Annotated in this window: 18 protein-coding genes; 14 read left to right on the forward strand and 4 right to left on the reverse strand. The window is 62.9% G+C overall.

Translation table 11 applies throughout. The features are described from left to right. Positions 1 to 184 precede the first annotated feature (184 nt). From ACODS5_RS14870 to ACODS5_RS14900, 7 genes are all read left to right on the forward strand, one after another. Positions 185 to 484 (forward strand): DUF6388 family protein, encoded by a 300-nt coding sequence (locus ACODS5_RS14870; protein ID WP_134690161.1) that lies wholly within the window; start codon positions 185 to 187, stop codon positions 482 to 484. Between the two features lie 339 nt (positions 485 to 823). Further along, the gene (tig, locus tag ACODS5_RS14875; protein WP_134690162.1) at positions 824 to 2137 is read left to right on the forward strand and encodes a trigger factor; all 1314 of its coding nucleotides are present in this window, start codon (positions 824 to 826) and stop codon (positions 2135 to 2137) included. Between the two features lie 91 nt (positions 2138 to 2228). Then, complete coding sequence (clpP, locus tag ACODS5_RS14880; RefSeq protein ID WP_043213484.1) at positions 2229 to 2870, forward strand: ATP-dependent Clp endopeptidase proteolytic subunit ClpP; 642 nt, start codon at positions 2229 to 2231, stop codon at positions 2868 to 2870. 108 nt (positions 2871 to 2978) lie between these two features. Then, entirely contained in the window at positions 2979 to 4262 is a 1284-nt protein-coding gene (gene clpX / locus ACODS5_RS14885) for an ATP-dependent Clp protease ATP-binding subunit ClpX (RefSeq protein ID WP_134690163.1), read from the forward strand. 153 nt (positions 4263 to 4415) lie between these two features. Next, positions 4416 to 6812, forward strand: coding sequence for an endopeptidase La (gene lon / locus ACODS5_RS14890; protein ID WP_489109023.1), 2397 nt, complete (start codon positions 4416 to 4418; stop codon positions 6810 to 6812). Positions 6813 to 6965: 153 nt separating this feature from the next. Next, positions 6966 to 7238: a nucleoid-associated protein HU-beta gene (hupB, locus tag ACODS5_RS14895; protein WP_011533117.1), complete on the forward strand. Its 273-nt coding sequence runs from the start codon at positions 6966 to 6968 to the stop codon at positions 7236 to 7238. Positions 7239 to 7417: 179 nt separating this feature from the next. Beyond that, a complete protein-coding gene (locus ACODS5_RS14900; RefSeq protein WP_489109024.1) occupies positions 7418 to 9277 on the forward strand; it encodes a SurA N-terminal domain-containing protein in 1860 nt (619 codons plus the stop codon). A gap of 93 nt (positions 9278 to 9370) precedes the next feature. On the opposite strand, the gene ACODS5_RS14905 is transcribed toward ACODS5_RS14900, so the two are convergent. After that, the gene (locus tag ACODS5_RS14905; RefSeq protein ID WP_134690166.1) at positions 9371 to 10399 is read right to left on the reverse strand and encodes a patatin-like phospholipase family protein; all 1029 of its coding nucleotides are present in this window, start codon (positions 10397 to 10399) and stop codon (positions 9371 to 9373) included. A 160-nt stretch (positions 10400 to 10559) separates the two neighbouring features. On the opposite strand from ACODS5_RS14905, the gene ACODS5_RS14910 reads away from it, so the two are divergent. The 3 genes from ACODS5_RS14910 to ACODS5_RS14920 all read left to right on the forward strand — a co-directional run bounded on the left by ACODS5_RS14910 (position 10560) and on the right by ACODS5_RS14920 (position 12500). Further along, positions 10560 to 10838, forward strand: a complete 279-nt coding sequence (locus ACODS5_RS14910; RefSeq protein ID WP_134690167.1) for a hypothetical protein — start codon at positions 10560 to 10562, stop codon at positions 10836 to 10838. A 14-nt stretch (positions 10839 to 10852) separates the two neighbouring features. After that, entirely contained in the window at positions 10853 to 11620 is a 768-nt protein-coding gene (locus tag ACODS5_RS14915) for a CHAD domain-containing protein (RefSeq protein ID WP_134690168.1), read from the forward strand. An 82-nt stretch (positions 11621 to 11702) separates the two neighbouring features. Beyond that, positions 11703 to 12500 (forward strand): acyl-CoA thioesterase, encoded by a 798-nt coding sequence (locus ACODS5_RS14920; RefSeq protein ID WP_489109025.1) that lies wholly within the window; start codon positions 11703 to 11705, stop codon positions 12498 to 12500. Between the two features lie 15 nt (positions 12501 to 12515). Here ACODS5_RS14920 and ACODS5_RS14925 read toward each other — a convergent pair whose 3' ends face one another. The 3 genes from ACODS5_RS14925 to ACODS5_RS14935 all read right to left on the reverse strand — a co-directional run bounded on the left by ACODS5_RS14925 (position 12516) and on the right by ACODS5_RS14935 (position 15348). Further along, a complete protein-coding gene (locus ACODS5_RS14925; protein WP_134690170.1) occupies positions 12516 to 12884 on the reverse strand; it encodes an Mpo1-like protein in 369 nt (122 codons plus the stop codon). Positions 12885 to 12976: 92 nt separating this feature from the next. After that, on the reverse strand, positions 12977 to 14455 hold the full coding sequence (locus ACODS5_RS14930; RefSeq protein WP_489109026.1) for a methyl-accepting chemotaxis protein: 1479 nt from the start codon (positions 14453 to 14455) through the stop codon (positions 12977 to 12979). An 86-nt stretch (positions 14456 to 14541) separates the two neighbouring features. Next, entirely contained in the window at positions 14542 to 15348 is an 807-nt protein-coding gene (locus tag ACODS5_RS14935; protein ID WP_134690172.1) for a TatD family hydrolase, read from the reverse strand. Between the two features lie 158 nt (positions 15349 to 15506). Between ACODS5_RS14935 and ACODS5_RS14940 the strand changes: the two genes are divergently transcribed. The 4 genes from ACODS5_RS14940 (at position 15507) to greB (ending at position 18556) form a co-directional block, all read left to right on the forward strand. Then, complete coding sequence (locus ACODS5_RS14940) at positions 15507 to 16913, forward strand: MltF family protein (RefSeq protein WP_489109027.1); 1407 nt, start codon at positions 15507 to 15509, stop codon at positions 16911 to 16913. 117 nt (positions 16914 to 17030) lie between these two features. Next, positions 17031 to 17465 (forward strand): DoxX family protein, encoded by a 435-nt coding sequence (locus tag ACODS5_RS14945; RefSeq protein WP_134690174.1) that lies wholly within the window; start codon positions 17031 to 17033, stop codon positions 17463 to 17465. A gap of 214 nt (positions 17466 to 17679) precedes the next feature. Further along, a complete protein-coding gene (locus ACODS5_RS14950) occupies positions 17680 to 17988 on the forward strand; it encodes a hypothetical protein (RefSeq protein WP_134690175.1) in 309 nt (102 codons plus the stop codon). Between the two features lie 85 nt (positions 17989 to 18073). Beyond that, positions 18074 to 18556, forward strand: coding sequence for a transcription elongation factor GreB (gene greB / locus ACODS5_RS14955; protein WP_134690176.1), 483 nt, complete (start codon positions 18074 to 18076; stop codon positions 18554 to 18556). The last annotated feature ends 122 nt before the right edge of the window (positions 18557 to 18678 follow it).

An 18678-nucleotide genomic window follows, 5' to 3' on the forward strand; every position in this document is an offset into this window, starting at 1 on the left:
GAGCGCTGGATTGTGATTCCAGTTGTCGTGGGTTCGATTCCCATCGTCCACCCCATATTTTCGAAGGCGCCCGCATCGCGAGATCGGGCGCCTTTGTCGTTTCCGGGGTTTGCCGCTACTGGTGGCCTTGCCCAGAAAGCTGATAAATTTCAGCCGGTTGAATGCCCGCGCAGGAGTGGCGCAGATGATTGCAAAAGAAGCGCGCCAGGCCCTGGCGCTGCAACGGTTCGCCGAGCAGAACCCGCAACTGCTCGAGGAAATTCGCGAGCTCGATGAGCGCGAGCAGGCCCAGCAGATTGCGTGGGCGTTCGAGGACGCCGCCGATGAGTTGGGTATGCAGCCTTGGGAATATGCGCTGCAGTTGATTGCCGAATCGCCGGAGCAGCTGCAGGCCATGCGTCTGGAGACCCATCGCGAGGTGGCCGAGGCGCTGGGGTTGGAGTGGGAGGAGTATTGCCAGTTCAATGATATAGAGCTGGAGTGAGGTTGGGGGCGCTTGTGGGGGTGGGCGATAGTTTTGTGGCGCCTGCGCGTGCCGTCTTTTATCTCGCTCCCCCTTGAAATTCCAAACAAAATTCCCATATCCCGGCCAATCGCTGTTTGTTTGACAAGGTTTTACAACCGCGCGGCGTTCAAAGCGCCGCGCGGGCCTGACTGAAACTGGCTCGACGCCCCGGAGCGCGGGCCTTTCAAGGAAATCGACCGGCATGCTCGGCCGGCAATCTGGGTGGGGTGACTTCTGTGGCTTGAGTCACTAGAATGCTTGCCCTTGATTCTGGAGTCGGGCTATCGCCGGCTAACGTCTGTGCAACGAGGAATATCCATGCAAGTTTCTGTTGAAAACACTTCCGCTCTCGAGCGCCGCATGACCATCGCCGTTCCGGCCGAGCGCGTCGAGAACGAAGTCAACAAGCGTCTGCAGCAGACTGCCAAGCGCGCCAAGGTCGCGGGCTTCCGCCCGGGCAAGGTGCCGATGAGCGTGATCCGCCAGCGTTTCGAAGCCGATGCCCGTCAAGAGGCCTTCGGTGATCTGGTTCAGGCCTCCTTCTACGAAGCTATCGTCGAGCAGAAACTGAACCCGGCTGGCGCCCCTGCCGTCGAGCCTAAGTCGTTCGAAAAGGGCAAGGACCTTGAGTTCGTCGCCATCTTCGAAGTCTTCCCAGAGTTCACCGTTGCCGGTTTCGATTCGATCGCCGTCGAGCGCCTGAGCGCCGAAGTGGCTGACGCCGACCTGGACAACATGCTGGAAGTCCTGCGCAAACAGAACACCCGCTTCGAGGCCGTCGAGCGTGCCGCTGCCAACGACGACCAGGTCAACATCGACTTCGTCGGCAAGATCGACGGTGAAGCCTTCGCCGGTGGTTCGGCCAAGGGCACCCAACTGGTGCTGGGCTCTGGCCGCATGATCCCGGGCTTCGAAGAAGGCCTGGTCGGCGCCAAGGCCGGTGAAGAGCGCGTGGTCAACGTGACCTTCCCAGAGGACTACCAGAACCTCGACCTGGCCGGCAAGGCCGCCGAGTTCACCATCACCGTCAACAGCGTGTCGGCCCCTGTGCTGCCAGAGCTGAACGAAGCCTTCTTCGCCCAGTTCGGCATCAAGGAATCGACCCTGGAAGGTTTCCGCGCCGAAGTTCGCAAGAACATGGAGCGTGAACTGCGCCAGGCCATCAAGACCAAGGTCAAGAACCAGGTCATGGACGGTCTGCTGGCCGCCAACCCGATCGAAGTACCAAAGGCCCTGCTGGAGAACGAAGTCAACCGTCTGCGCGTGCAGGCCGTTCAGCAGTTCGGTGGCAACATCAAGCCAGACCAGCTGCCAGCCGAGCTGTTCGAAGAGCAGGCCAAGCGTCGCGTGGTCCTGGGCCTGATCGTCGCCGAAGTGGTCAAGCAGTTCGAGCTCAAGCCTGATGAGGCCGAAGTTCGCAAAATGATCGAGGAAATGGCTTCGGCCTACCAGGAGCCTGAGCAGGTTGTGGCCTGGTACTACAAGAACGACCAGCAACTGAACGAAGTTCGTTCGGTTGTACTGGAAGAACAAGTTGTAGATACTGTCCTGCAGAAAGCGACTGTGACCGACAAATCGGTCTCGTACGAAGAAGCCGTCAAGCCCGCGCAGGCAGCTGCCGACGCTGAGTAACAGGCTACTCTCGTAGGAAACCCCCACAAGCCAGCCTTCGCGCTGGCTTGTGTGTATTCAAGCCATGACTATTTGGGAGCGAGTGCAGGACATGTCCCGCAATTCTTATATTCAGCAAAGCTCTGACATCCAGGCCGCTGGTGGCCTGGTCCCGATGGTTATCGAGCAGTCCGCCCGTGGCGAACGTGCCTACGACATCTATTCGCGCCTCCTCAAGGAGCGCGTGATCTTCCTGGTCGGCCCGGTAGAAGACTACATGGCCAACCTGGTGGTGGCGCAGCTCTTGTTCCTTGAAGCGGAAAACCCGGACAAGGATATCCATCTGTACATCAACTCCCCGGGCGGCTCGGTAACTGCTGGCATGTCGATCTACGACACCATGCAGTTCATCAAGCCGGACGTCTCGACCATCTGCATCGGCCAGGCCTGCAGCATGGGCGCCTTCCTGCTCGCGGCAGGCGCCGCCGGCAAGCGCCACTGCCTGCCGAATTCGCGGGTGATGATCCACCAGCCGCTGGGCGGCTTCCAGGGTCAGGCTACCGATATCGAGATTCACGCCCAGGAAATCCTCAACATCAAGGCGCGCCTGAATGAGCTGTTGGCCCACCACACCGGCCAGGACCTCGAGACCATCAAGCGCGACACCGAGCGTGACAACTTCATGAGCGCTGCGCGCGCGGCCGAGTACGGCCTGATCGACTCGGTCTACGACAAGCGGCAACTGGCATCCTGAAGCAATGCGCCAGAGCGGGCGGGCGCGGTATGCGCCCACCCGCGGACTTGAAAAAGCCAGCGATTGCCTTCATCTTGTGTTTCAAGCCTACCGGATTGGATCGATCGAATGACTGACACCCGTAACGGCGAGGACAGCGGCAAATTGCTCTATTGCTCCTTCTGCGGCAAAAGCCAGCACGAAGTGCGCAAGTTGATTGCCGGCCCCTCGGTATTTATCTGCGACGAGTGCGTCGACCTGTGCAACGACATCATCCGTGAGGAGGTGCAGGAAGCCCAGGCCGAGAGCAGCGCGCACAAACTACCCTCGCCGAAAGAAATCAGCGGTATCCTGGACCAGTACGTCATTGGTCAGGAACGCGCCAAGAAGGTGCTATCCGTAGCGGTGTACAACCACTACAAGCGCCTGAACCAGCGTGACAAGAAGGGCGACGAAGTCGAACTGGGCAAGAGCAACATCCTGCTGATCGGGCCGACTGGCTCGGGCAAGACCCTGCTCGCCGAGACACTCGCGCGCCTGTTGAACGTGCCGTTCACCATTGCCGACGCCACTACCCTGACCGAAGCCGGTTATGTGGGTGAGGACGTCGAGAACATCATTCAGAAACTGCTGCAGAAGTGCGACTACGACGTGGAAAAGGCCCAGATGGGCATTGTCTACATCGACGAGATCGACAAGATCTCGCGTAAGTCGGACAACCCGTCCATCACCCGTGACGTCTCGGGCGAGGGCGTGCAGCAGGCGTTGCTCAAGCTGATCGAGGGCACCGTGGCCTCGGTACCGCCGCAGGGCGGTCGCAAGCACCCGCAACAGGAGTTCCTGCAGGTCGATACCCGCAATATCCTGTTCATCTGCGGTGGCGCGTTCTCTGGCCTGGAAAAGGTCATCCAGAACCGTTCCACCAAGGGCGGCATCGGCTTCAGTGCCGAGGTGCGCAGCAAGGAAGAAGGCAAGAAAGTCGGCGAGTCGCTGCGTGAGGTCGAGCCGGACGATCTGGTCAAGTTCGGCCTGATTCCGGAATTCGTCGGCCGCCTGCCGGTGCTGGCGACCCTGGACGAGCTGGACGAGGCTGCATTGATGCAGATCCTCACCGAGCCGAAGAACGCCTTGACCAAGCAATACGCCAAGCTGTTCGAGATGGAAAGCGTCGACCTCGAGTTCCGCAGCGATGCGCTCAAGGCCGTTGCCCGCAAGGCCCTGGAGCGCAAAACCGGCGCCCGTGGCCTGCGTTCGATCCTCGAGGGCGTGTTGCTCGACACCATGTATGAGATTCCTTCGCAGAAGGAAGTCAGCAAGGTGGTCATCGACGAGAGCGTCATCGAAGGCACCTCGCAGCCGCTGTTGATCTACGAGAACAGCGAGCCGCAAGCCAAGGCTGCCCCTGACGCCTGATCGGGCAAGGGTAGCGTGATGAAAAGGGGCCTTCGGGCCCCTTTTTGCATTTCATGGACTCGGCGCTTGTAATTTGCCGGGGCTGCCCCCACATTAGCCCCAAGCACCATTTCCAAAGGTTTCCGGCCACAAGGCCGCTGTAGAGGCGAAATCATGAAGACCACCCTCGACTTGCCTCTTCTGCCATTGCGTGACGTTGTCGTCTACCCGCACATGGTCATCCCGCTGTTCGTGGGGCGTGAGAAGTCCATCGAAGCCCTCGAGGCCGCGATGACGGGCGAAAAGCAGATCCTCCTGCTGGCCCAGAAGAATCCCGCCGATGACGATCCGGGCGAAGACGCCCTGTATCGCGTAGGCACTGTCGCCACTGTCCTGCAATTGCTCAAGCTGCCCGATGGCACCGTCAAGGTGCTGGTCGAAGGCGAGCAGCGCGGTGCGGTCGAGCGCTTCAACGAAGTCGACGGTCATATCCGTGCCGAAGTCAGCCTGATCGACGAAACCGAGACCGCCGAGCGCGAGTCCGAGGTGTTCGTGCGCACCTTGCTGTCCCAGTTCGAACAGTACGTACAACTGGGCAAGAAAGTCCCAACCGAAGTTTTGTCCTCGCTCAACAGCATCGAGGAGCCCGGGCGCCTGGTCGACACCATGGCCGCGCACATGGCGCTGAAAATCGAGCAAAAGCAGGAAATCCTAGAAATCGTCGACCTGGCGGCACGCGTCGAGCACGTGCTGGCGTTGCTGGATGCCGAAATCGACCTGCTGCAGGTGGAAAAGCGCATCCGTGGCCGGGTCAAGAAGCAGATGGAGCGCAGCCAGCGCGAGTACTACCTGAATGAGCAGATGAAGGCCATTCAGAAAGAGCTTGGCGATGGCGACGAAGGCCATAATGAAATCGAGGAGCTGAAAAAGCGCATCGATGCCGCCGGGTTGCCTAAGGATGCCCTGGCCAAGGCCCAGGCCGAGCTGAACAAGCTCAAGCAGATGTCGCCGATGTCGGCTGAAGCCACCGTGGTGCGTTCGTACCTGGATTGGCTCGTCCAGGTGCCGTGGAAGGCCCAGAGCAAGGTGCGCCTGGACCTGGCCAAGGCCGAGGAGATTCTCGATGCGGACCACTACGGCCTGGAGGAGGTCAAGGAGCGCATCCTTGAATACCTCGCCGTGCAGAAGCGGGTGAAGAAAATTCGCGGTCCGGTGCTGTGCCTGGTCGGCCCGCCTGGCGTGGGCAAGACCTCGCTGGCTGAGTCGATCGCCGCCGCCACCAACCGCAAGTTCGTGCGCATGGCCCTCGGCGGCGTGCGTGACGAGGCCGAGATTCGCGGCCATCGGCGTACCTACATCGGTTCGATGCCGGGACGTCTGATTCAGAAGATGACCAAGGTTGGCGTACGAAATCCGCTCTTCTTGCTCGATGAAATCGACAAGATGGGCAGCGACATGCGCGGCGACCCGGCCTCGGCGTTGCTTGAGGTGCTCGACCCCGAGCAGAACCACAACTTCAACGACCACTACCTGGAAGTCGATTACGACCTCTCGGACGTGATGTTCCTGTGCACCTCGAACTCGATGAACATCCCGCCGGCGCTGCTGGACCGGATGGAAGTCATCCGCCTGCCGGGCTACACCGAGGACGAAAAGATCAACATCGCGGTCAAGTACCTGGTGCCCAAGCAGGTCAAGGCTAACGGTCTGAAGAAGGACGAGCTGGAGGTCGACGTGTCGGCCATCCGCGACATCATTCGTTACTACACCCGCGAAGCCGGCGTGCGTGGCCTGGAGCGGCAGATCGCCAAGGTCTGCCGCAAGGTGGTCAAGGAGCACACCGGGCACAAGCAGGTGAAGGTCAAGGTCAGCGGCGAGCAGCTCGAGCACCTGCTGGGCGTGCGCAAGTTCCGCTACGGCCTGGCCGAGCAGCAGGACCAGATCGGTCAGGTCACGGGCCTGGCCTGGACCCAGGTGGGCGGCGAACTGCTGACCATCGAGGCCGTGGTCATCCCCGGCAAGGGTCAGTTGATCAAGACTGGCTCGCTCGGCGATGTCATGGTCGAGTCGATCACGGCCGCGCAAACCGTTGTGCGCAGCCGTGCCCGTAGCCTGGGGATCGCCGCGGATTTCCACGAGAAGCACGACGTTCACATCCACATGCCCGAAGGTGCCACGCCCAAGGATGGCCCGAGCGCGGGTATTGGCATGTGCACCGCGCTGGTCTCGGCATTGACCCAGATCCCGGTGCGCGCCGATGTGGCGATGACCGGCGAGATCACCTTGCGAGGTCAGGTCTTGGCCATTGGTGGCCTCAAGGAAAAATTGCTGGCGGCACACCGTGGCGGAATCAAGACGGTGATCATTCCTGAAGAGAACGTTCGCGATCTCAAGGAGATTCCGGAAAATATAAAGCAGGATCTGCAGATCAAACCGGTCAAATGGATTGACGAAGTCCTCCAAATTGCGCTGCAATACGCCCCGGAGCCCTTGCCAGATGTGGCTCCGGAGATTGTCGCGAAAGATGAAAAGCGCGACGGCGATGCTAAGGAAAGAATCAGCACGCATTAGTACGTATTTCGCTGGGGGGCTTTGGTTGACAGCATTTTCTGCCCCTTGCTATAAAGCGGCACGCCAGTGTCAACAGGCCACCCAGCGCTCGTTTCATAAGCTTTTCATTACATACTTAGAAACAAACTCAATAGAGAAATAAGGGGACTTAGAGTGAACAAGTCGGAACTGATTGACGCTATCGCCGCATCTGCTGATATCCCGAAAGCTGTAGCCGGCCGTGCGCTGGACGCAGTCATCGAATCCGTCACCGGCGCCCTGAAGCAAGGTGACGATGTGGTACTGGTTGGCTTCGGTACCTTCTCGGTCAAGGAGCGCGCTGAGCGCACCGGCCGCAACCCGCAAACCGGCAAGGCGATCAAGATCGCCGCCGCCAAGGTTCCAGGCTTCAAGGCTGGCAAAGGCCTGAAAGACGCCGTCAACTAAGTCGTCTTTCAGCCGGTCCGGGCATGCCTGGGCCGACCGCGTGACGGCGGGTCGCAAACGTTCCCGCTGGCACGCTCGCTTCGAGAAGGCGCATCCACTGGATGCGCCTTTCTTCTATCAGGACTCTACCCACGCTCCGCGGTTGTCGACGCAGTGGTACAACCGTTTCTGGGGGACGCATGCTGCAGAATATCAGGGACAATTCACAAGGTTGGATTGCCAAGACCATCATCGGCCTCATCGTCGTACTGATGGCGTTGACCGGCTTCGAGGCCATTTTCCAGGCCGCCAGCCATAGCCAGGACGCCGCCAAGGTGAACGGCCAGACCATCAGCCAGAACGAGCTGAGCCAGGCCGTGGACATGCAGCGCCGCCAGCTGATGCAACAGCTGGGCAAGGATTTCGACCCTGCGTTGCTGGACGAAAAGATGCTGCGCGAAGCCGCGCTCAAAGGGCTGATCGATCGCAAGCTGCTGTTGCAGGGTGCCGAAGACGCCAAGTTCGCTTTCTCCGAGGCCGCGCTGGACCAGTTGATCCTGCAGACGCCAGAATTCCAGGTCGATGGCAAGTTCAGCGCCGAGCGCTTCGACGCTGTCATCCGCCAGATGGGTTACGGGCGCATGCAGTTCCGCGAGATGCTCGCCCAGGAAATGCTCATCGGCCAGCTGCGCACCGGCTTGGCCGGCAGCAGCTTCGTCACCGACAAGCAGGTCGAGGCATTCGCCCGCCTGGAGAAGCAGACCCGTGACTTCGCCGCCCTGACCTTCAAGGCCGATCCGGCCGCGGTCAAGGTGAGCGATGACGAGGTCAAGGCCCACTACGACCAGCACGCCAAGGAATTCATGACCCCCGACCAGGTGGTCATCGACTACATCGAGCTGAAGAAGTCGGCCTTCTTCGACCAGGTCAAGGTCAACGAGGACGAGCTCAAGGCGCTGTACGAGAAGGAAATCGCCAACCTCGGTGAGCAGCGCCATGCCGCGCACATCCTGATCGAGGTCAACGACAAGACTACCGATGCCCAGGCCAAGGCCCGCATCGAGGAGGTCCAGCAGCGCCTGGCCAAGGGTGAAAACTTCGCCAAGCTGGCCAAGGAGTTCTCCCAGGACCCAGGCTCGGCCAGCACCGGTGGTGACCTGGGCTTCGCTGGCCCTGGCGTGTACGACCCGGCCTTCGAGGAGGCACTGTACAAGCTGAACAAGGACCAGGTGTCCACCCCGGTGCGTACCGAATACGGCTATCACCTGATCAAGCTGCTGGGCGTCGAGGCACCGGACGTGCCGAGTTTCGCCAGCCTCAAGGACAAGCTGACCCACGAGCTGAAGACCCAGCAGGTGGAGCAGCGCTTCGTCGAGGCCACCAAGCAGCTCGAGGACGCCGCCTTCGAAGCTTCCGACCTGGCCCAGCCGGCCCAGGACCTGAACCTGAAGGTCCAGACTTCCACGGCCTTCGGTCGTGAAGGTGGCGAAGGCATCACCGCCAACCGCGCGGTGATCCAGGCCGCGTTCAGCGAGGAAGTGCTGGAAGAGGGCGCCAACAGCAACGGCATCGAGCTGGATCCGGAGACCGTGGTGGTCCTGCGCGTCAAGGAGCACCGCAAGCCCGAGCAACTGCCGCTGGAGGCCGTGGCCAAGAATATCAGCGCGCACTTGGCCAAGGAGAAGGCGACCGCCGAGCTCAAGGCCAAGGCCGACACGTTGATCGCCGGGCTGCGTGATGGCTCGATCAAGGCCGCCAGCCAGAACTGGAAGATTCAGGAAGCGGCTACCCGCGGTCAGGACGGCATCGATCCGATCGAACTGCAGGCCGTGTTCCGTCTGGGCAAGCCTGAGTCCAAGGACAAGCCGGTCTATGGCAGCGCGGTCCTGGGTGATGGCAGCCTGGTGGTTCTGCAGCTCAAGGGCGTCAACGAAGGCGCCGCGGCCACCGATGAGGAAAAGGCGCAGATCCGCCGCTACCTCGCTTCGCGCGCCGGCTCCCAGGACTTCGCGGCGTACCGCAAGCAACTGGAAGGCAGCGCCGACATCACTCGCTACTGAGTGTTGTCGCGATGACGAAACAGGCCGCTTACGCGGCCTGTTTCGTTTCTGATGCTCAAGACCTAGCGCTTAACCCTCCCCTGTAGGAGCGGCCTACCGCCGAACCCCCTCGTGATTGTCCAGTGTATCGCGCGCGATCTCCCGGCCCAGGGCAATCAGCTCCGGCGCCTTGTAGAACTCGAAGAACCGGCACACCCGCTTGGGCACGTTGATCAACACATCCGGTGGATACCCGGCGATCTTGTACTGCGCCAGCGACGTCTGCATCACCTCGAAGCTCTGGTTGATCAGGTCGAGCAACGACGCCGGGCCCACGTTGTCGACAATGAACGAGCCCGTGGCCGACTTGGGGGCGCCTTCGCTTTGCGGCGCCGCTGCCGGTTGCTGGCCTTCCGGGTCGGCGCCCTCACCCAGCCAGGGGTTGGCTGGGGCGACGATCTCCTGCTCAAGACGCATCAACTGTTCGGCCGGCTTGCGCCGAAACGGCAGGCGCGAGCCCAGTGAGCTGATCAGCGCATCGAACCGCATCTTGAACGCCGCCGGGCGCTCGATCACCGGCAACTGGTATTGCTTCTGGTTGGTGGCATTGAGGTTGACCGCGATGATCAGGTCGCAGTGGCTAGACACCACGGGCACGATCGGCAGCGGGTTGAGGATGCCACCGTCGACCAGCATGCGGTTGCCTTGCACCACTGGGGTGAACAAGCTGGGAATCGCCGCCGAGGCGCGCATCGCCTGGTGCAGGCAGCCTTCCTGGAACCAGATTTCCTGCTGGTTGGTGAGGTCGGCGGCGACCGCCGTGTAAGGGATGCGCAGTTGCTCGATGTTTATTTCGCCAACTATCTTGCGGATCTGCCCGAATACCTTGTCGCCGCGAATGGCGCCCAGGCGGAAGCTGACATCCACCAGGCGCAGCACGTCGAGATAATCCAGGCTCTCGATCCAGCTGCGGTACTCGTCGAGCTTGCCGGCGGCGTAAATGCCGCCGATCACCGCGCCCATGGAGCAGCCGGCGATACAGGCGATATCGTAGCCGCGCCGCTCGATTTCCTCGATCACGCCAATATGCGCGTACCCCCGAGCGCCGCCGGAACCCAGCACCAATGCCACGCGTTTGCCCATGAGTCATTTCTCCCAGCCAGTGCAACGATGGTCCAACAATGCACCCATTGGCGCCTGTGCTTCAATGTAGTCCGCGCTGGGCTACGCTGAGCAGGGCACTTTTCGTTTGCTTTGCCGTCGAACGGCCACCTTAGTTTCTCTCCCCCTCGAGGTATTACCGATGAAAGTCTGGATCACCCTTCCACTGCTGGTGCTGGTCCTGGCCGGTTGCGCAGGCAAGACAGCCTACCGCGACAGCTGCGCCACCCAGCTCGACGCCGCCTGGAAGGAACTGGACCTGGCCAAGGCCGAAGGCTTTGCCGGCACCGTGAGCTATTCCAAGGCACTGTCGCTGTTGACCGGCGCCAAGACACAGCAGCAGTTCGAGGGCTTCGAAGGCTGTACCCACAAGGCCGAGAAGGCGCGTTTCTATATTCGTGAGTCACGCGCTGGGCGCTGATCAGGGAGTGCCCCATGTCCGCGATGCTCGATCATGTGGTTGCCCAGGTGCTTAGGCTGCAGGTGGGCTTGCTGGCCTGCCGTGAGCGCCTCGGCGCTGATACCGACAGCGAGGCGCTGCACGCGCTGCGCACCACGTTGAGGCGGTTGCGCAGTTTGCTGCGACCCTTGCGCGGTCTGCCGGGCGTCGAGCAACTGGAGGGGGCCGCGCAGGCGTTGGGCCGCTTGACCACACCGTTGCGTGACCGCGAGGTGCTGGCGGCGCAACTGATCGGGCGCGGCCATATGCAGGCCGGTGAGCGCCGTCAGGCGGGCAGGGCGGGGACCTTTGCCGGTGTTGCCGCCAGCCCCGAGCTTGCGCGGGTGCTGGCAATTATCGATGCCTTTGCGCTGTTCCTGCGTGCCGCCGACCGTGAGGGTTTGGCGCGACGCTTGGCCAAACGTATCGATAAGCGCCTGGAAAAGCAGTGGCGCAAGCTGGGCAAGACCCTCGACGACCCGGCGCACGACCGCCATCGCCTGCGCCTGCTGATCAAGCGGGTGCGTTATGGCGACGAAGCCTACCCGCAGCTCGACCATGCGCGGCGCAAGCTTCAACGCTTGCTGAAGAAGGCCCAGGGCGACCTGGGCGATTGGCATGACCGCGTGCAATGGTTGCTGCAGGTGCGCGAGCACAGTGACCTGGCAGGCTGCAAGGTGGCCTGGGAGCATGAGCTGCAGGCTGCCGCAGGCAAGGCTGACGTCACCCTCGAGGCCTTGCGCAAGGCTGTGGCACGCCGTTAGTTCCGGTAAATGACCGATATGCGGGCTGCCGCTGGCGTCTTCGCTGGTTAAGATCGGGCTTTTCCCGCAGGAGCCCAGGCACATGAATTTTACCGAATTGTTGGCGGCGGCACGCGAGCATCCCGAAGCGCTCAGTGTGCCGGCTACATGGGCCCAGGGGCGCGCGGTGTTCGGCGGCCTGATGGCGGCGCTGGTGCATGAGGCGATGCGCCAGAAGCTGGCGGATGACCGGCCGGTGCGTTCCCTGGCCATCACCTTCGTCGGCCCGGCGGCGCCGGATGTGCCGATCAGCCTGGAGGTGGAAGTGCTGCGCGCGGGCAAGGCGGTCAGTACCTTGCTGGGACGCGCGGTGCAGGATGGCCAGGTGGTGACCCTGGTGCAGGGCAGTTTCGGTGCCGGTCGTCCTTCCGTGGTGGCGGTCGACGCGCCAGCCGCGATGCCTATGAAACCGCTGCAGGAAGCGGCACCGGAGCTGCCCTTCATCAAGGGCATTACGCCGGAGTTCATGCAGCACGTGGCGTTTCGCTGGGCGGTGGGCGGGCTGCCGTTCAGTGGCAACGACTCACGGCATATGGGCGGTTGGGTACGCCTGCGTGATATCGCCGAGGAGCCGGTCGGGGTGGCGCACCTGCTGGCGCTGGTCGATGCCTGGCCGCCCAGCCTGCTGCCGTATCTCAAGCAGCCCGCGGCCGGCAGCACGCTGACCTGGACGATCGAGTTCGTGCAGCCCACGCCGCAGCTGTCGACCCTCGACTGGTGCCGCTATGTGGTCGAGACCGAGTATGCCCGTGATGGCTATGGGCATGCGGCCGCTGCGTTGTGGACGGCGGAAGGGGAGTTGCTGGCGTTGAGCCGGCAGACGGTGACCGTGTTCGCCTGAGCCATCTTCATCAAGTCAATCGCGGGGCTTGTGCCGCTCACGCCAGGCCCGCCACCAGGCGCCGCTCAGCACGAAGCGCGGGAAGGTGATGAACTGCTCGGTGAGCAGGCGCTGCACGGCATCCTTGCGGTTGGCGAAGGGTTCCGGTTGCTCGGCCTCCAGGCGATGCCCCTGGCGCTGCAAGCCCAACCCCGCGAGCAAGGCGATGACGCCGACGGCGATCTGCGACAGGTCCAGGCCCCATACCCCCGACAGCACCAGCAGCACCCCCAGGATGAACAGCGGCACGGCGATCAGGTGCAGCACCAGGTTGGCGGGGTGGCGGTGGTTGTGGCGGTAGCCGCGCCATTGCCAGGCGGGCAGGTTGGGCAGTCGTTTGCTCATGGACAGTTCCTCGCAGTCATGTCCAAAGCTTAGTGCGGCCCCCGGGAGGGGGCCAATCGAGGCTGGCTATGGTCGCCATAGCCGCGCCGAACTCAGAGTTTGAGTTGGCCAATAGCTTTGTTCAGCTCGCCGGCCAGGGTCGCCAGCTCGTTGCTGGTGGTGGCCGAGCCGACGGTCTGCTGCACGGTTTCTTCGGTGACGTCACGGATGCTCACCACGGCGCGGTTCATCTCTTCGGCCACCTGGCTCTGCTGCTCGGCGGCGACGGCGATCTGCGTATTGCTTTCGCGCATCTGCGCCACCGCGCTGGTGATCTCGGCCAGGGCCTCGTGGGCCTCGCGCGCCTGCTTGACGCAATCATCGGCCTTGTACGAGCTTTCCTGCATGAAGTCCACCGCGTCGCGGGTACCAGCCTGCAGGTCGGCGACCATGGTGGTGATCTCGTCGGTGGAGGTCTGCACGCGTTTGGCCAGGTTACGCACTTCGTCGGCGACCACGGCGAAGCCGCGGCCCAGGTCACCGGCGCGTGCGGCCTCGATGGCGGCGTTGAGGGCCAGCAGGTTGGTCTGTTCGGCAATGCTGTGGATCACCCCGACCACACCGTTGATCTTCTGGCTGTCGTCGGCCAGCTGGCGAATCATCTCGGCGGTCTGCTGCACGCCGCTGGACAGCCCAGCGATGGAATCCTGAACCCGGCTGACCACGGCCTGGCCACTGCCGGCGAGGGTGTCGGCGGTTTGCGACAGGTCGCGGGTGGCGCCGGCATGCTCGGCGATATGGTGCACGGTGGCGGTCATTTCATTGATGGCGGTGGCGGCCTGGTCGGTCTCGCTCTGCTGGCCGATCATGCCATGGCGCACCTCGTCCATGCTGCCGGCCAGGCGCGCCGCGCCGGAGTCGAGCTGGGCGGCGGTGCGGGCCACGGTGCTGACCACTCGGTGGTAGGTGGTCTGCATGGCGTTGAATGCGCCGGCCATCTGTCCGACTTCGTCGCCGCAGGCCAGTGGTACCCGGGCCGACAGGTCGCCGGTTTTCTCCACGTGCAGCATCACGTCCTTCAGCGTGTTGAGCTGGCTGAGCAAGAATCGGATCAGCAATTGCGAGGCGCAGAGCATGGCCAGCATGAGTACCAATACGCACACCGCGTAGTTGCTGAACCGGTCGAAGTATACCTGGCGCAGGCTCGGCGACTGGGCGACGACGGCCAAGTGGGTGTCACCGTGGTTGAACACCTGGGCGCCGTGTAGCGGGTTGTTGCCGAGCACCCAGGCGTCGCTCAGCTCCACCCAGCCCTGGGCGTCACGCAGGGCCTCGAGGGGTTCGCCGGCAAACTGTGGGGTCTGGCCGCTGCGCCAGCTGATCAGATTGGCCTGGGCAGGCAGGGCTTGGCCTGCGGGCCAAGCGGCAAGCAGCACAGCCTGGGCCTGGGCTTGCGCCTGGGCGCCTGCGGCACGGGCCTGTTGCTCCAGGTACACGGCGTAGAGCACCAGCATCAGGGTGGTGACGAAGGCCACCGCGTTGACGGCCCAGAACTTGTACTTCAGGGAAACATTGCTAAGCCAGGCACCCATGGTAGGTCTTCTCTGAATTGGCGGAAACATTATTGGCAAGGTGCCATCATTGTGCCTGCCTGGGCCAGGGAGTGCCTTGATATGTGTCAAGAAACGTCAGGCAGACCGAAGAACGCGCGGGCGCAGGCGCTGGTGTGGTCGGCGGTGCGCGCCGGCGTCTCGCCACGGTGCAGGGCCACCTCGCGCAGCACCTCCGGGAGGAAGGCCGGTTCGTTGCGGCCATTTTTGGGCTTGGGGCGCAGACTGCGTGGCAGCAGGTAGGGGGCGTCGCTTTCGAGCATCAGGCGGCCTTCGGGGATGTTGCCGACCAGCGGGTGCAAGTGGGTGCCGCGGCGCTCGTCGCAGATCCAGCCGGTGATGCCGATGTGCAGGTCCAGGTCGAGGTAGGCGAATAGCGCCTGGCGCTCGCCTGTGAAGCAATGCACCACGGCGGCAGGCAACTGGTCGCGGTAGGCCTTGAGGATCGCCAGCAGGCGTTCGCTGGCCTCGCGTTCGTGGAGAAACACTGGCAGGCCCAGTTCGGCGGCCAATGCCAATTGCGCCTCCAGGGCCTTTTCCTGCAGGGGGCGGGGCGAGAAGTCGCGGTTGAAGTCCAGCCCACATTCGCCCACGGCCTTGACTCGGGGCTGGTTGAGCAAGTCGCGTAGCTGGCGTTCGCTGTCGGCGCTCCAGTGGCTGGCGTCGTGGGGGTGTACGCCGGCGGTGCTGAACAGACGCAGGCCGGGTTCGTCCAGGCGCTGGCACACTTCCAGGGCCTCGGCGCTGACATCCAGGCTGGTGCCGGTGAGGACCATCTGCGCCACGCCGGCCTGCACGGCGCGCTCGACGACGGCCGCTTGCTGGCCGTGGAAACTGCTGTTGGTCAGGTTGACGCCGATATCGATCAGTTGCATGGTGCTACCTCGGGCCGCGGGGCGGCCAGCATAGCAAAAACTGGGAAATCGCGAAAAACCCAAGAACTTCAAACGTTTGCCGTGGTCTTTTGCCGTCATTTGTCACGGATCGATCATTGCACATGGTGCCTGCCAACCGCCCTCGGACGCCTTCCTCGATGCTGCGAACCCTGCTGACGATCCTGATGTTGTCCGGCCTGGCGTTGGCCGCGCCGGCCCATGCTGGCGAGGCCGGGCCGCAACAGCATGTTGCAGCCAGCAATGCCCGCGACCTGGCGCAGATCCGCGCCAGCAAGGTGCTGCGGGTGCTGGTCAACCAGAGCCGCAACAGCTCCGGCGAGGTCAAGGGCGAGCCCGTGGGCGTCGAGTACTACCGCTTGCGTGCCCTGGAGCACTACCTCAACGCCCGGGTCGCCGATGGTCAGGAGATCTACTTGAAGATCATTCCGCGGGCCAAGGAGCAATTGCTCGGCGCTTTGCAGCGTGGCGAGGGCGACCTCGCCGCGCCCGGCGAGCTGCTGGACCCCAGCGTGGTGCGCGGTGTCGACGCCAGCGCGCCGGTGGTCGATCAGGTGCCGTTGCAGTTGGTAGGACGCAAGGGTGAACGTAGCTACAGCCGGGTCGAGCAACTGTCCGGGCGCACCATCGCCCTGACCAGTGCCAGCGCCGCGGGGCCGGCGATTCAGGTGATCAACCAGCAGTTGGCATTGCGCAAGCGTGCGCCGATCAAGGTCGAGTGGGTCGATCCGACGCTGGCGGTGGAGGATGTACTGGAGATGGTCCAGGCCGGCATCTATCCGTTGACCGTGGTCGAGCGGCCGATCGCCCAGCGCTGGGCACGGGTGATGCCGAAGCTGCGGGTGGACAGCAAGCTGCAACTGGCTCGGCCCGATGCCATGCGCTGGTATGTGCGCAAGGATGCGCCAATGTTCCAGGCCGCGGTGGACCGCTTCCTCGCCGGGTACCGCGCGCCTGACAACCAGGACGCCGCCTTCGAGCGCATCTACCGACGCCAGTACCGAGTGCACAATCCTCTGGCGCGCAAGGATCGCCAGCGCCTCGAATCGCTGCGCCCGGTGCTGCAAAAGCATGGCGGTGACCAGCAGTTCGACTGGTTGAACCTGGCGGCGCTGGCGTTCAAGGAATCCACCCTCGATCCCAAGGCGCGCGGCAGCGGCGGCGCCCATGGCCTGATGCAGATCACCCCGTCGGCGGCGCAGCGGGTCGGGGTGAGCAATACCGCCACGGTCGATGGCAATGTTCAGGCCAGCGCCCGCTACCTGGCGATGCTGCGCCGTAAGTTCTTCGCCAGCCCGCAGCTCAACGAGCGCGAACGCATGGCGTTCATCCTGGCGGCCTACAACCTCGGCCCCGAGCGGGTCCAGGCCATGCGCGCCGAGGCCCGTCGCCGTGGGCTCAACGGCAACCAGTGGTTCTTCCAGACCGAGCGCGTCGCCATGGAACAGGTGGGCATGGGGCCGGTGAACTTCGTCAATAGCGTCAACAAGTACTACCTCGCGTTCAACCGCGAGCGGGCTTCTCTGGAGCGGGTGGCCAAGCGCTGATTTAATCTAGTTTATCGATTTGTTTGACAGAATAATTGCGATTTTACTATTCGATAAATTGATTAAGATGGCGCTCATCCAACACACACCTGCTCACACCCAAGGAAGCAAAAGATCATGAACAACTCCCTCAAAGCCCTGTTCGCCACCCGCGCCGGTTATGGCCTGAGCGTCGTACGCATCCTGGTCGGCGTCATCTTCATGGCCCACGGCGCGCAAAAACTGTTCGGCCTGTTCGGTGGCTATGGCCTGGAAGGCACCGGCCAGTGGATGGAAAGCATCGGCCTGGCGCCGGGCTACCTGATGGCCTTGCTGTCCGGCAGCGCCGAGTTCTTCGGCGGCCTGGCCCTGGTGATCGGCCTGCTGGCTCGCCCGGCGGCGCTGGCGCTGGCGGTGACCCTGGTGGTGGCGATCTTCTCGGTGCACATCAACAACGGGCTGTTCATGTCCAACAATGGCTACGAGTTCGCCCTGGCGCTGCTGGCCGGTAGTGTCGCGGTGCTGATCGAAGGTGCCGGTCGCTTCTCTCTCGACCGCCTGATTGCCCGCTGACAGGGCTGCAAGCCGCAAGCCACTCGCTTTCAGCTTGGGGCTTGCAGCTTGCGGCTAATCTGCTCTAGCATACCGACTGCGCCGATTTAAACAGCTACTTGCGGGGCGCAGGAGAAGCCCCTCTCGCGGCACTCTCCGAAATACCGCTAAAGCGCTGGTTCGGTGACGCCTCCCACCGCTGCCCAGCGGGATCAGCGAGGCGGAGAGAGACTCCATGAGTTGCCCACGTACCAGTGTCTGCTTGACCCCCCTGGCCAAGAACCAGGCTTCCCGAACCCCGCGCATTCTGCTCGGCGGCCAGCATCAACCCACGCTTTTGCGCAACCTCGACGGCTTCTCCCGACGCAAGGGTCAGGCCTGTGCCTTCCTGATCCAGTTCGCCGATGGCTGTGAACGGCTCGGCCAGTACGCCAACGACCGTTTCGACCTCGCCGTGATCCAGGCCCCCGAGGCCGAGGATGCCGCCGAAGTCATCGGCCAGCTGACTCGTATCGCCCGTCAGGGTCTGATCACCCGGCGTTGAGCCCGTGTCGCGGCAGATCGTTTTTCGTTAAGCTCGGTCATTCGCAGGGCGTTCGGCGCCCATCGAGGCACTGAGGAGACAGGCGTTGAGCACCAATATCATCACCACGGCAGGTCACCTGGCCCTGAAGCAGGAGCTTGACCATCTGTGGCGGGTCTATCGCCCGGAGATCACCCAGAAAGTCACTTGGGCGGCCTCGCTGGGTGATCGCAGCGAGAATGCCGACTACCAGTACAACAAGAAGCTGCTGCGCGAGATCGACCGTCGTGTGCGCTACCTGCGCAAGCGCCTGGAAGACGTCAAGGTGGTCGAGTATTCGCCGCAGCAGGAAGGCAAGGTGTTCTTCGGCGCCTGGGTAGAGATCGAGAACGACGACGGCGAGCAGTTGACGTTTCGCATCGTCGGTTACGACGAGATCCACGGGCGCAACGACTATATTTCCATCGATTCGCCCATGGCCCGGGCGCTGCTGAAAAAGGTGGAGGGCGACGAGGTGGTGGTGCACACGCCTACAGGCGAGGCCACCTGGTATGTCAACAGCATTTCCTACGAGCCCAAGGCGGGCTGATGTCATCGTGGGTACACCTGCTCCCACATCGGCGTGGCTGGTGCCAGGCACCGGCCACGCCTGATTCGTCAGCAATGCTGGCTCCTACACGTCGAGGCGGGCCTCCAGTGTTGTGTGGGCTT

Source organism: Pseudomonas sp. FG47 (assembly GCF_057809115.1).

What these genes read in the sequence shown, in the direction of transcription:
- ACODS5_RS14870 (WP_134690161.1), top strand. Translation starts at nt 185, where the DNA reads ATGATTGCAAAAGAAGCGCGCCAGGCCCTGGCGCTGCAACGGTTCGCC.
- tig (WP_134690162.1), top strand. Translation starts at nt 824, where the DNA reads ATGCAAGTTTCTGTTGAAAACACTTCCGCTCTCGAGCGCCGCATGACC.
- clpP (WP_043213484.1), top strand. Translation starts at nt 2,229, where the DNA reads ATGTCCCGCAATTCTTATATTCAGCAAAGCTCTGACATCCAGGCCGCT.
- clpX (WP_134690163.1), top strand. Translation starts at nt 2,979, where the DNA reads ATGACTGACACCCGTAACGGCGAGGACAGCGGCAAATTGCTCTATTGC.
- lon (WP_489109023.1), top strand. Translation starts at nt 4,416, where the DNA reads ATGAAGACCACCCTCGACTTGCCTCTTCTGCCATTGCGTGACGTTGTC.
- ACODS5_RS14900 (WP_489109024.1), top strand. Translation starts at nt 7,418, where the DNA reads ATGCTGCAGAATATCAGGGACAATTCACAAGGTTGGATTGCCAAGACC.
- ACODS5_RS14905 (WP_134690166.1), bottom strand. Translation starts at nt 10,399, where the DNA reads ATGGGCAAACGCGTGGCATTGGTGCTGGGTTCCGGCGGCGCTCGGGGG.
- ACODS5_RS14910 (WP_134690167.1), top strand. Translation starts at nt 10,560, where the DNA reads ATGAAAGTCTGGATCACCCTTCCACTGCTGGTGCTGGTCCTGGCCGGT.
- ACODS5_RS14915 (WP_134690168.1), top strand. Translation starts at nt 10,853, where the DNA reads ATGTCCGCGATGCTCGATCATGTGGTTGCCCAGGTGCTTAGGCTGCAG.
- ACODS5_RS14920 (WP_489109025.1), top strand. Translation starts at nt 11,703, where the DNA reads ATGAATTTTACCGAATTGTTGGCGGCGGCACGCGAGCATCCCGAAGCG.
- ACODS5_RS14925 (WP_134690170.1), bottom strand. Translation starts at nt 12,884, where the DNA reads ATGAGCAAACGACTGCCCAACCTGCCCGCCTGGCAATGGCGCGGCTAC.
- ACODS5_RS14930 (WP_489109026.1), bottom strand. Translation starts at nt 14,455, where the DNA reads ATGGGTGCCTGGCTTAGCAATGTTTCCCTGAAGTACAAGTTCTGGGCC.
- ACODS5_RS14935 (WP_134690172.1), bottom strand. Translation starts at nt 15,348, where the DNA reads ATGCAACTGATCGATATCGGCGTCAACCTGACCAACAGCAGTTTCCAC.
- ACODS5_RS14940 (WP_489109027.1), top strand. Translation starts at nt 15,507, where the DNA reads ATGCTGCGAACCCTGCTGACGATCCTGATGTTGTCCGGCCTGGCGTTG.
- ACODS5_RS14945 (WP_134690174.1), top strand. Translation starts at nt 17,031, where the DNA reads ATGAACAACTCCCTCAAAGCCCTGTTCGCCACCCGCGCCGGTTATGGC.
- ACODS5_RS14950 (WP_134690175.1), top strand. Translation starts at nt 17,680, where the DNA reads ATGAGTTGCCCACGTACCAGTGTCTGCTTGACCCCCCTGGCCAAGAAC.